Genomic DNA, 13,306 nt, shown 5'->3' on the forward strand with positions numbered 1-13,306 from the left:
CTGAGTCTGCGATGTTGGAACCAAGCGCTCGTCTCGTTTCGCTTTCTTCCGCACGGCTGGCCGGTCTGCGCCGGCGGATCGGCGACCATCCCGACGGGACCCTGGCCCGGGCGTGCGCCGTCGGGCTGGCGTACTGGGCGACGGGGCACGGCCCCGACGGCCTCGGCCTCGCCCCCGGCACGCCGTTCACCGACGTGCTCGGCTGGGACGGCGACCTGCCGGCCGGCTGGGCGGTCGCCGGGGACGGGCGGAGCATCGCCGTCCCCGAGGGCGTCGCGCCGGCGCAGGCGCAGCTCGCGCTGGACGACCTGGCCGACTTCCCCGACCGGCCGGTGGGCACCATCGGCCCGTCCAGCGTGGCGGAGCGGCTGCGGACCCTGGCCGGATGGAACGACACCGCGGCCGAACGGGTCCGGCCGACCATCGTGGAGCTGTTCCGCGAGCAGGTGCGGGCCAGGCCGGACGCCGTGGCCATCGTGGACGAGCGGCGGTCGCTGACCTATCGCGAGACCGCCGCGCTGGCGGGCCAGCTCGCCCGCCACCTGATCGACCGCGGGCTCAAAGCCGAGCAGGTCGTCGGCATCTCGCTGGAGCGCTCCGCCGACATGGTGATCGGGCTGCTGGGCGTGCTGATGGCCGGGTGCGCGTTCGTGCCGCTCGATCCGCGCTGGCCGGCCGCGCGGCGGGCGGTGGTCGTCGCCGACGCCCGGCTCGCGGTGCAGCTCAACCGCTCGGGCGAGCACGAGCCCGGCGAGCCGGAGGCCGTGGCCGTCGATCTCGGCGACTGGCGGTTCGGCTCGTATCCGGCCGAGGTGCCCGAGGTCGCCGTCCCGGGCGCCGCCCTGGCGTACGTGATCTTCACCTCGGGTTCGACCGGGCGGCCCAAGGGCGCGATGATCCGGCACGAGGCGATCAGCGAGCGGCTGCTGTGGCAGGTGCACGAGATCCTGCACTTCGGCCCCGGTGACGCATCGCTGTTCAAGGCGCCGCTGTCGTTCGACATCTCCATCAACGAGATCTTCCTGCCGCTGGTGTGCGGCGGCAGGCTGGTGGTCCTGCGGCCCGGCGGCGAGCGCGACCCGCACCACCTGCTGAGCGTGATCGCCGAGCAGCGGGTCACGTTCACGTACCTGGTCTCGTCCATGCTGGACGTGCTGCTGGAGATCGCGGGCGACTCCGGGCGGCTGGACAGCCTGCGGCACGTGTGGTGCGGCGGCGAGGTGCTGACGCCCGAGCTGTACGAGCGCTTCCGCACCCGGCTCGGCATCCCCCTCTACCACGGCTACGGCCCGGCGGAGACGACGATCGGCGTCTCGCACGTCATCTACCGGGGCGCGGCCGAGCGCCTGTCCACCTCGATCGGCAAGGCCAACCCCAACACTCAGCTGTACGTGCTGGACGATGAGCTGCGCCCCGTCCCGGTCGGGGTCGGCGGCGAGCTGTACGTGGGCGGCTTCCTCCTCGGCCGCGGCTACGTCAACGCGCCCGAGCTGACGGCCTCCCGGTTCGTGGCCAACCCGTTCGCCACCGACGGGTCACGGCTCTACCGGACCGGCGACCTGGCGCGCTTCACCCCGGACGGGTCGCTGGACTTCCTCGGCCGGGCCGACAACCAGATCAAGATCCGGGGCATGCGGCTGGAGCTGGAGGACGTCGAGGCCGGTCTCGCCGAGCACCCCGGCGTGCGGCACTCCTGCGTCGTGGCCAGGAAGAACGCCGCGGGCGGCACCTACCTGGTGGGCTACGTGATCCCGGCGGCCGGCAGCGAGGACCTGCGGCCGGAGGACGTCACGTCCTGGGCCGCCGGGAACATGGTGGACTACATGGTGCCCGCGCACGTCGTCGTGATGCGGGAGTTCCCGCTCACCGAGAACGGCAAGCTGGACCGGCGCGCGCTGCCCGAACCGGTCGCCGGGCCCGGCCCGATGGTCGCGCCCGCCACCGAGGCCGAGCGGGTGGTGTGCGCCGCGGTCGCGTCCGTGCTGGGCCTCGAAGAGGTCGGCGTGGACCGCAGCTTCTTCCAGCTCGGCGGCGACAGCCTGCTGGCGATCTCCCTGCTCGGTGCGCTGCGCGAGGCGGGCCTGCACGTCACGGCGACCGAGATCTTCACCAGCGCCACCGTGGGCGCGCTGGCGGCGGTGGCCAGGCGCGAGGACGCCCCCGCCGCCGACCACGAGGACATCGCGACCGGCCCTGTCACGGGCTCGCCCATCGTGCGCTGGCTGGGCGAGACCACGGACGCCGTCGGCGGCTTCGTGCAGTCCGTGGTGCTGAACAGCCCCGCCGGCCTGACCGCCGGCGCCCTCGGCGAGCTGCTCGCCGCCGTGGTGGAGCGGCACGACATGCTGCGGGCCAGGCTGGTGCGCGGCGAGCGCTGGGGCTTCGACGTCCCGGAGGCCGGCCGGGCGCAGGTCAGGTGGCAGGAGAGCGACCGGCCGCGCGACGCGTGCGTCGCGCTCGCCGCCGCGGCGCTGGATCCCGACGGGGGCGCGATGCTCGCCGCCGTCTGGCGGCGCGCGGCCGGGGAGCTGGTCGTGGCCGCCCACCACGTGGTGATCGACGGCGTGTCCTGGCGGATCCTGATGGAGGACCTGGCCACGGGGTGGCGGCAGCTCACGTCCGGCACGCCGATCGCCCTGCCGCCGGTGCGCACGTCGTTCCGGCGCTGGACGCAGTTGCTGGAGCGGACGGCGTTCGACGCGGACCTCGCCTACTACCGGCGCCCCCTGCCCGGGGCGGACGAGCCCGTGGGCAGGCGCGCGCTGTCCGAGGCCGACACGGTCGCGCGGGAGAAGGTGCGGGTCGTCGCGGCCGATCCCGGCGTCACCGCCGCGCTGCTCGGCGAGATCCCCGCCAGGTTCCACGCCGGCGTCAACGACGTGCTGCTGACCGCGCTGGCCGTCGCCCTCGCCCGGTGGCGCCGCGACCTGGGGCAGGACCAGACGTTCGCGCACATCGAGCTGGAGGGCCACGGCAGGGAGGCCCGGCACGTGGCGGACGCGGCCGGGTTCGAGCCGGACCTGTCGCGGACCGTGGGCTGGTTCACCACGCTGTTCCCGGTGGTCGTGGACCCGGGCGGCGCGGCCGACCTCACGGATCCCGGCTACCTGTCCGCCGCCCTCAAGGCGGTCAAGGAGGACCTCGCCAGGGTGCCGGGCAACGGCCTGTCCTACGGCGTGCTGCGGCACCTGCACGGCGCCGAGTTCGACGCGCCCGCGCCGCAGGTGCTCTTCAACTACCTGGGCCGCTTCGAGGCGGGCACGTCCGGGGAGTGGCGGCTCGCGGGCGCCACGGGGCAGCTCGGCGAGCGGCGCGACCCCGGGATGCGGCTGCCGCGCGCCCTGGAGTTCAACGCGATCGCCGAGCCCGGCCCCACCGGCGCGTACGAGCTGGTCACCACCATCTCGTGGCCGGAGGGCGTGTTCACCGACGGCGACGTGGCCACGATCGGCTCGTACTTCCTGGCCGCCCTCGCGGGCCTGGCCGCGCTCGACGGGGGCGGCCACTCCCCCAGCGACTTCCGGCCGCTGTCGCTGACGCAGGCCGACGTGGACGCCCTGGACGGCCCGGCGCTGCGCGACATCCTGCCGCTGACGCCGTTGCAGGAGGGCCTGTACTTCCACTCGGTCTTCGACGACGACTCGGCGGGCAGCTACGTCGAGCAGCAGGTGCTGACCCTGGAGGGCGAGGTGGACGCCGACCGGCTCGCCACCGCCGCCACCCGGCTGCTCACCGTCTACCCGAACCTGGCCGCCAGGTTCGTGGCGCTCGCCGACGGCCGGGTGGTCTCGGTGCTGGACGGCGGCCCCGGCAGTGGCGTGGTGGCGCCGTTCACCACGCTGGAACGGCCCGGCATGACCGACGAGGAGATCCGCGAGCTCGCGGAGCGGGACCGCCGCGCCGGGTTCGACCTGGCCACCGGCCCGCTGATGCGGTACACGCTCATCCGCGCGGGCGCCGGCCGCACCGTCCTGGTGCAGACCGTGCACCACATCGTCGCCGACGGCTGGTCGGTGCCGGCGATGCTGCGCGCGCTGCTGGCCGAGTACCACGCGCCGGGCAGCGTGCACCCGCTGGGCGGCTTCCCCGGCTACGTGCGCCGGCTCGCCGCGCTCGACGAGGAGGAGAGCGACCGGGTGTGGCGGGCGGAGCTCGCGGGCGTGCCCGGCCCCTCGCTGGTCGCCGAGGGGCACACCCCGTCCGGCCGGTACGCCGACACCGCCGTGGAGCCGGACGGCCTCGACCTCGACGCCGCCGCCCGGTCGGCGGGGGTGCCGCTGAGCGTCGCCGTGCACAGCGCGTGGGCGCTCACGCTGGGCGGCATCCTGCACCGCGACGACGTGGTGTTCGGATCCACGGTGTCCGGGCGGGACGCGGACGTGCCCGGGATCGAGGACATGGTGGGGCTGTTCATCAACACGATCCCCGTGCGCGCCCGCTGGGCCGGCGCGACCACCACGGCTCGCGAGCTGCTGGGCTCCGTGCGGGAGCACCAGAACGCGGTGCTGCCGCACCAGCACGTCTCGCTGGCCAGGATCGGGCGCCAGGCGGGGGGCGGGCCGTTGTTCGACACGCTGGTGGTGTTCGACGTGGCCACCGACGTGGACAGCCTGCGGCGGCCGGGTGACGAACTGGTCATCACCGGGGTCGTGAACGAGGGGGCGCCGCACTATCCGCTGACGCTGGTGGTGGAGCGCGGGGCGGGCGGGGGGAGCCGGTTCAACCTGATCTACGACGGTGAGCTGCTGCGGGAGGCGGGGGCGCGGGCGATCCTGGGCACGTTCACGCGGGCGCTGACCGGGCTGCTCACCCGGCCGGACGGGCTCGTCCGCGACCTGGCCTCCGGCACCACCCGGCGACCGGCCCCGAGCGCGCGCTCTACCGCGTCCGGCGAACCGCTCGGTCCCGCCGCGATCGACGCCGCGGCGACGCTCGGCGGGCTCTTCGACGCCGCCGCGCGCCGTGATCCGGCCGCCACCGCCGTCACCCAGTGCGCGCTGGACGGCGGCACCCGCTCCCTCACCTACGGCGAGCTGGCGGCGGCGAAGGACCGGCTGGCCGGGGCGCTGCGGGCGGCCGGGATCGGGCCGGGCGAGCGGGTCGCGGTCGCCCTGCCGCGCTCCGTCGAGCAGGTCGTCGCGCTGATCGCCGTCGTCACGGCGGGCGGCGCGTACGTCCCGCTGGACACGGCCTACCCGGACGAACGCCTGGAGTACGTCCTCACCGACGCCGCCCCAAGGGTCGTGCTCGTGGACCGCGACCAGCGGGACCGTCTTACGGCGCTGGCGGACAAGGCGGGCGTGCCGGCCCGCGTGCTCGTCGAAGGAGACGAGCCGCCCCCGGAAACCACCGCCGGACCAGGGCCGGAACCGCACGACCCGGCGTACGTCATCTACACCTCCGGCTCGACGGGCAGGCCCAAGGGCGTCGTCGTCCCGCACTCCAGCGTGGTGGCGCTGCTCGCGAACACCCAGCCCGACATGCACTTCGGCCCCGACGACGTGTGGGTGCAGTTCCACTCCGCCTCCTTCGACTTCGCCGTGTGGGAGCTGTGGGGCGCGCTCGCGCACGGCGGCGAGCTGCTGGTGCCGGAGTACGGGCTGACCCGCTCCCCCGTGGACTTCCACCGGCTGGTACGCGAGCGCGGCGTCACCGTGCTCAACCAGACACCCTCGGCCTTCTACCAGCTCATCGAGGCCGACCGGCACGCGGGCGAGCCGCTCACCGCGTTGCGCCGGATCATCTTCGGCGGCGAGGCGCTGGACCTGGCGCGGCTGCGCGGCTGGGTCGAGCGGTACGGCGCCGGCTCGCCCGAGCTGGTCAACATGTACGGCATCACGGAGACCACCGTCCACGTCACCCACCGGGTGCTGACCGGCGAGGACTTCGCGGCCGGCGGCGAGGCCAGCCCGATCGGCGGCCCCGTCCCCGGGCTGGTCACGTACCTGCTCGACGACCGGCTCAGGCCGGTGCCACCGGGCCGGGTGGGCGCCATCTACGTGGCCGGTGCGCAGGTGTCGCTGGGCTACCTGGGCCGGCCGGGGCTGACGGCGAGCCGGTTCGTGCCTGATCCGTTCGCGGCCGACGGCTCGCGCATGTACCACACGGGTGACCTGGCCTGGCGGACGCTCGGCGGCGAGCTGGTCTTCGCCGGGCGGGCCGACGATCAGGTGCAGCTCAAGGGGTTCCGGGTGGAGCCGGGCGAGGTGGAGAGCGCGCTCAGGGAGCTCGACGGGGTGGTGGACGCGGCCGTCACCGTGGCGGACAGCGGTGATCATCTGGTCGCGCACGTGGTGGGCGAGGCGGCCGGTGACGTCGCCGGGCTGCTGGCGGTGAAGCTGCCCGCGTACCTGGTGCCGGGGCGGGTGCTGACCGTGGACGCGCTGCCGCTGACGGTCAACGGCAAGCTGGACCGGGAGGCGCTGCGACGGCACGCGGCCCAGCACGAGGCCATGACACCAGCCGAGCCGGGCGCGCCCGCCCACGCCGGGCACGGCGCCCCGGCGCACGCCCCGCAGAGGGCCTCAGCGCTTGCTGCACAGGGCGCCACAGCGCACGCCCCGCAGGGCGCCCCGGCGCTCGACGCGCTGATCGGGATCTTCGCCGAGGCCCTGCCCGCCACCGACGTGGACGCCGACACCGACTTCTTCCGAGCCGGCGGCGACAGCATCATCGCCATCACCGTGGTGAACCGCGCCAGAGCCCTGGGCCTGCCGGTCTCCCCCCGCGAGGTCTTCCTGCACAAGACCCCCCGCGCCCTCGCCGAGCACCTGGACACGAGCACACCACAGCCCGCACCACCCGAGCCGCCCCGCCCGCAGGACGGCCCGCTGGCACCCACCCCGATCATCCTGCGCCAGCGCGAGCTGGGCGGCTCCCTCGCCCGCTTCGCCCAGGCCAGAGCACTCCAGGCCCCGGAGGGCACCGGACCGGCCGACGCGGAACGCGCCGCGAACGCCGTCGTCGCCGCCCACCCGGCACTGCGCCTGCGCCTGCGCGTCGAGCACGGGGTGTGGTCGCTGCGCACCGAGCCGTCCCGCCCCGTCACCGTCGTCCGTACGGACGCGACCGACCCGACGGCCGTGGCGAACGAGGCGGCGGGACGGCTCGACCCCGAGACCGGGGAGGTGATCGCGTTCTCGTGGCTGGAGGCGAGCGGCACCCTGGTGATCACCGCGCACCACCTGGCCGTGGACGCGGTGTCCTGGCTGATCCTGCTGGACGACCTGACCGCCGCCCTGCGCGGCGCGGCCCCGGCACCCACCACCACCTCCTACGCCGAGTACGCCGACGCGCTGGCGATCCGCTCCGCGCACGACGCCGAGGACCTCGGCCGCTGGCTGGAGACGCTCGCCGCGCCCCCGCTGCTGCCGGCGGTGGGCGGGCTGCGCCGGCTCACGGTGGAGATCGCGCCGGAGACGACCGCCCGGGTGACGCGGACGGCCCCCGCCGCGCTCGGCGTCGGTCTCACCGAGCTGCTGTGCGGCGCGTTGCGGGCCGCGCTGACGCACGTCCAGGGCTCGCCCGCCGACCTGGCGATCGAGCTGGAGCGGCACGGCCGGGTCCCGGCGCTGGAGCACCACGACTACACCCGCACGGTCGGCTGGTTCACCGCCATCGCGCCCGTGCGGCTCACCCCGCACACCGACCCGGTCGCGGCGGCCCGCGAGCTGGCCGGACGCCAGCCGGACGAGCGCGGGCACGCCGGCTACGGCCGGCTCAGGTACCTCAACCCGCAGACCGCGCCGCTGCTGACCGCACGCCCGCAGGTGCTGTTCAACTACCTCGGCGCGGGCAGCGAGTCGCGGGCGCTGCGGATCACCGGCGGCGACCAGGGCAGCCCGTACGCGGTCGAGGTCAACGCCTGGCTCGACACCGAGACCGGCACGCTGCGCGCTGACCTCATCCTCGCCGAGGGCGTCCCCGACGAGCTGGCCGGGCACTGGCGGCGCGCGCTGGAGCAGGTCGCGGACGCCTGCGCGACGGCCGAGCGCACGGCCCCGGTGACCCCGCTGCAACGGGGCCTGTACTTCCAGGCCCAGCTCACCGGCCCGGCCGGGCACTACGTCGCCCAGAGCTACTTCACCTTCGACCGGAGACTGGACGCCGGCGCCCTGGCCGAGGCGATGGCGTACGTGATCGCGCGGCACCCGGCCGTGGGGGCCGGTTTCGGCACTGACGCCGACGGCAACCCCGTCCAGGTGCTCGCGGCGGACCGGCGGGTCGTGGTGCGCACGGTCGAGCTGCCGGACGAGGTGGCGGCCGAGGAGCTGTGCGCCCGGGACCGCGACACGGGCTTCGACCCCGGCGAGCCGCCGCTGATCCGGCTGACCGTGGTGCGCCTGCCCGGCTTCGACGGCCTGCTGCTGAGCTACCACCTGCTGCTGTGGGACGGCTGGTCGCGCGAGATCGTGCTGCGGGAGCTGTTCGACGCCTACGCGGCCGTCGTCGCCGGGCAGCCGCTGGACCCGATGCCCGCCACGCCGAGCTTCGAGGAGCACGCCAGGGCGCTGGCCGCCAGGGACGTCTCGGCGGCGGAGCGCTTCTGGGCCGAGCACCTGGCGGGCCTGCCCGGCCCGACGCTGCTCGCCGGCCCGTCGCCGTCGCTGCCGGACGAGCTGCCGCCCGCGCTGGTGCACACGCTGACGCCCGCGCGGTCGCGGCTGCTGCGGGAGGCGGCCAGGACGCACGGCGTCACGCTGAACTCGGTGCTGACCGGCGCCTTCGGCCTGCTGCTCGGCGCGCACACGGGCCGCTGCGACGCCGTGTTCGGCGTGACCGTCTCCGGGCGGGAGGGCGCGGGCCTGTCCGGCATCGTCGGCGTGCTGCTCAACACCGTCCCGATGTGGACCAGGGCCCGGCCGGGCGACACGGTGCGGGAGTACCTGTCGGCCGTGCAGGCGGCCAGGGTCGCCGCGATGGAGCACGAGCACCTGGGGCTCGGCGAGATCCAGCGCGGCAGCGGGCACGACACCCTGTTCGACAACCTGTTCGTGCTGCAGAACTTCCTGGACCCGGACGCCTTCGCCGAGCGCGACGCCCGGCACGGCATCGTCGCGGAGCGGGCCGACGACTCCACGCACTACCCGTTCACCTGGGTCGTCACGCCCGGCGAGCAGCTCACGGTCAAGCTGGAGTACCGCGACCGCGACACCGCTCGCGCCCGCCGGCTGCTGGACGACTACCTGCGCGTGCTCGACGACCTGGCCCGGTGGACGGGGCCCGTGGGGGCGCTGCCCGGCCTGGGCCCCCTGCCCGTGCCGGGCGAGCGCACGGACATCGGCACGGACACCGTGGTGGACCGGTTCGACCGGGCGGCCGACCGCGACCCGGACCGGGTGGCGCTCGTCGCCCACGGCCGGAGCCTGACGTTCGCGCAGTTGCGGGATCGCAGCCGGGCGGTGGCCGGGGTGCTCGCCGGTCGCGGCCTCGGCCCGGACAGGACCGTGGGGCTGGCGATCCCGCGTTCGCTCGACTCGATCGTCGCGCTGTTCGCCGTGCTGCGGGTGGGCGCGGCGTACGTGCCGCTGGAGCTGGACCACCCGGACGAGCGGATCGCCGCGATCGTCGCGGACGCCCGCCCTGACGTGATCCTCACCGTCGGCTCCGTCTCCCCCCGGCTCAGCGGCGAGCTGATCGAGCTGGACCGGCCGCTCCCCGAGGCCGAGCCGTTCGTCACGTTCGCGCCCGGCGACCCCGACCGCCTGCGGCACCCCGCGTACACGATCTACACCTCCGGCTCGACCGGCAAGCCCAAGGGCGTGGTCACCGAGTACGCCGGGCTGACGAACATGCTGATCAACCACCAGCGGCGGATCTTCGAGCCGGTGCTGGCGGAGCACGGCCACCGGGTCTTCCGGATCGCGCACACCGTGTCGTTCGCGTTCGACATGTCGTGGGAGGAGCTGCTGTGGCTCGCGGACGGGCACGAGGTGCACATCTGTGACGAGGAGCTGCGGCGCGACGCGCCGCGCCTGGTCGAGTACTGCCTCGACCACCGGATCGACGTCATCAACGTGACCCCCACCTACGCGCAGCAACTGGTGGCGGAGGGCCTGCTCGACGACCCGGCGCGGCGGCCCCCGCTGGTGCTGCTGGGCGGCGAGGCGGTCACGCCGGCGCTGTGGCAGCGGCTCGCCGGGACCGAGGGGACCGTCGGCTACAACCTGTACGGGCCCACCGAGTACACGATCAACACCCTCGGCGTCGGCACGTTCGAGTGCCAGGACCCGGTGGTGGGCGTGCCCATCGACAACACCGACGTGTACGTGCTGGACTCCTGGCTGCGGCCGGTGCCGGACGGCGTGCCCGGCGAGCTGTACGTCTCGGGGATCGGCATCGCCCGCGGCTATCTCGGGCAGCCGGGCCAGAGCGCGCACCGGTTCGTCGCGTGCCCGTTCGGCGAGCCGGGCGAGCGCATGTACCGGACGGGCGACCTCGTGCTGCGGCGCCCCGACGGTAACCTGATGTACCTGGGCCGCACCGACCAGCAGGTCAAGATCCGGGGGCACCGGGTCGAGCTCGGCGAGGTCGAGGCGGCGTTCGCGGCGCATCCGGCGGTGCGTTTCGTCGCGGCCGTCGCCCAGTCCGATCCGCAGGTCGACGGCGCGTACCGGCTGGCGGCCTACCTCGTGCTGGGCGAGGCGGATCTGGCGACGGTGGCGGCCGAGGTCGGCGCCGGGCTGCCCGACTACCTGCGGCCCACCCACTACGCGCAGGTGGACGCCATCCCGCTGACCGTCAACGGGAAGGCCGACACCAAGGCGCTGCCGGAGGCCAAGCCGCTCGGCGCGCTGACCACGTCGGCCGAGCGCGGCCCGGCGACCGAGACCGAGAGGACGGTGTGCGAGCTGTTCGCCGAGGCACTGGACCTGGATGACGACGAGGTGAGCGCGGTGAGCGACTTCGTGTCCCTCGGGGGGCACTCCATGCTGGCGGTGCGGCTGGTGGGGCTGCTCCGCCGCGAGTACGGCCCGGTGATCACCATCCGCGACCTGTTCGCGCTGCTCACCCCCGAAGCGATCGCCCGGCACCTCGATGAGCGCCGCTGACCGGCGGGAGCCCCGCACGGGCTCCGAGATCCTCCGGACGGCGCTGCGGCGCAACGCGGGCGCCATGGCGGGCGGCACCGTGCTCATGGGCCTGTACCAGGCGGGCGAGACGGCCTTCCCCATCGCGCTCGGCCTGATCGTCGAGCACGCGCTGCAGGAGCGCAGCCTCGGCTCGCTCGGCTGGTCGATCGTCGCCCTGGCGGTGATCATCACGACCGTTTCGCTGTCGTGGCGGTTCGGGATGCGCATCCTGCAGAAGGCCAACACGACGGAGGCGCACCGCTGGCGGGTGCGGGTCGCCGACTGCGGGCTGCAGCCGGTGGCCAGGGACACCGGCCTGAAGTCCGGCGAGGTGCTGACCGTCGCCACGGAGGACGCCGACCAGACCGCCGACATCATCGAGGTGGTGCCGCTGCTGATCAGCTCGCTGGTCGCGGTGCTGATCACGGCGGTCGCGCTGGGCGTGGCCGACCTCTGGCTGGGGGTGCTGGTGATCGTGGGCACCATCGCGATCCTGACCATCCTCAGCGTGCTGTCCAAGCGGATCGGCGAGGCCACCCGCGAGCAGCAGGCGCGGGTGGCGCGGGCGGGCGCGAAGGTGGCCGACCTGATCAGCGGCCTGCGCCCGCTGCACGGGTTCGGCGGCAACCAGGCGGCGTTCCTGTCGTACAGGAAGGTGAGCGCGCAGGCGCGGGACCAGGCGGTCGGCGTCGCCAGGATCAACGGCGCGTACGCCGGGGCCGCGCTGGCGCTCAACGCGATCCTCGCCGCCGCGGTGACCCTGGCGGCCGGCTGGCTGGCGCTGAGCGGCCGGATCAGCATCGGGCAGCTCGTCATGGCCGTGGGGCTGGCGCAGTTCATCATCGAGCCGCTCAAGCTGTTCTCCGAGATGCCGAAGTACGTGATGATCGCGCGGGCGTCGGCGGACCGGATGGCGCTGGTGCTGGCCGCTCCCCCGGTGATGGATCCGGGCACGGAGCGCCCGTCGCCGGGCGGCGGCCTGGAGGTGGACAGCGTAAGTCACGGGTCCCTGCGGGAGCTGAAGTTCCACGTGGCGGCGGGCGAGTTCGTGGCCGTGGCCGCCTACCAGGCGCGCGAGGCGGCCGACCTGGCCGCGATCCTGGCCGTGCACGTCCCGCCCGGCGCCTACGAGGGCGTGGTGCGGGTCGGCGGGCGGGAGCTGCAGGACCTGTCGGTCGAGGCGCTGCGCGAGCACCTGCTGGTCAACCCGTACCACGCGGAGATCTTCGCGGGCACCCTGCGCACGAACCTCGACCCGTCGGGGACGGGCCGCCCCGTCGAGGCGGCCGTCGAGGCGTCCATGCTGACCGACGTCGTCGCCCTCCACCCGGAGGGCCTCGACCACGAGGTCCGCGACCGCGGCGCGAACCTGTCGGGCGGCCAGCGCCAGCGTCTCTCCCTGGCCCGCGCCCTGGCCGCCGACCCCGGCATCCTGGTCCTGCACGACCCGACGACGGCGGTGGACGCGGTCACCGAGCAGCTCATCGCGCGCAACGTGGCGGAGCTGCGGCGGGGGCGCACGATGATCGTGATCACCAGCAGCCCCGCGCTGCTCGACGCGGCCGACCGCGTGCTCGTCCTGGACGGTGGGGTCGTCACCGCCGAGGACACCCATCGCCACCTGTTGCACACCGACGAGACCTATCGTCAGGCGGTGGCCAGATGACGATCGCGGCCTGAGGCAGACTCCGGGGCGGACGAAGCGCCGCCCCGGGTCTCGCCGGTTCAGACCAGCAGGAAGGACGGGGTTCTGGCGAGCTCGACCACTTGGAAGCCGGAGCTGACGAAGTCCACGTTGTAGTGGAATCGTCCCGTCACCCCGCTCGGCACGGTGATCGAGTACCGCAGCACCCCGGGGCTGGAGCCGGAGCGCACGAAGTCGTTCCCGCTCGGCGTCCAGGCCGGCGCCTTGAACTCCTCCTTGAAGGGATTCCCCGTCGGCACGAGGCTGGCCACCGGAAGGCCGGTGTTCTCGTTGATGGCGACGATGTTCAGCGTGTAATCGCCGCCGCTCTGACCGAGTACGTTCCCCGCCTCCAGCTGCAGGACGAGATCGAAGGTCGGCGACCTGGGCGGACCCGCGTTGGGCGTGTCGTCGGCGACGGTGCCGTTGGGCGCCGTGGTGTAGGCAGCCGCTATTCTCGCGTCGCTGGAATTCATGTGACCTCCCGAACAGGAATGGCGAAAGCATTTCCCCCGCCATTTCCATGATGGCCGCGATTTCCAGGTCCCGG

At 74.3% G+C, this 13,306-nt stretch carries 3 protein-coding genes; 2 read left to right on the forward strand and 1 reads right to left on the reverse strand.

The genetic code is table 11. The features are described from left to right. The first annotated feature begins 11 nt into the window (after nucleotides 1-11). Together LCN96_RS31090 and LCN96_RS31095 are read left to right on the forward strand one after the other, a co-directional pair. Nucleotides 12-11,051: a non-ribosomal peptide synthetase gene (locus LCN96_RS31090; RefSeq protein ID WP_225265977.1), complete on the forward strand. Its 11,040-nt coding sequence runs from the start codon at nucleotides 12-14 to the stop codon at nucleotides 11,049-11,051. Then, nucleotides 11,038-12,738: an ABC transporter ATP-binding protein gene (locus tag LCN96_RS31095; RefSeq protein ID WP_225265979.1), complete on the forward strand. Its 1,701-nt coding sequence runs from the start codon at nucleotides 11,038-11,040 to the stop codon at nucleotides 12,736-12,738. Before LCN96_RS31090 ends, LCN96_RS31095 begins: the two co-directional genes overlap by 14 nt. Before the next feature lie 59 nt (nucleotides 12,739-12,797). Here LCN96_RS31095 and LCN96_RS31100 read toward each other — a convergent pair whose 3' ends face one another. Beyond that, complete coding sequence (locus LCN96_RS31100; RefSeq protein ID WP_225265980.1) at nucleotides 12,798-13,232, reverse strand: hypothetical protein; 435 nt, start codon at nucleotides 13,230-13,232, stop codon at nucleotides 12,798-12,800. Nucleotides 13,233-13,306: the final 74 nt, after the last annotated feature.

It is taken from the genome of Nonomuraea gerenzanensis (assembly GCF_020215645.1).
GTDB classification, from domain to species: Bacteria; Actinomycetota; Actinomycetes; order Streptosporangiales; family Streptosporangiaceae; genus Nonomuraea; species Nonomuraea gerenzanensis.

Bases quoted from the DNA above. Each gene is read 5' to 3' on its own strand.
- LCN96_RS31090 (WP_225265977.1), top strand. From the start codon at position 12: ATGTTGGAACCAAGCGCTCGTCTCGTTTCGCTTTCTTCCGCACGGCTG.
- LCN96_RS31095 (WP_225265979.1), top strand. From the start codon at position 11,038: ATGAGCGCCGCTGACCGGCGGGAGCCCCGCACGGGCTCCGAGATCCTC.
- LCN96_RS31100 (WP_225265980.1), bottom strand. From the start codon at position 13,232: ATGAATTCCAGCGACGCGAGAATAGCGGCTGCCTACACCACGGCGCCC.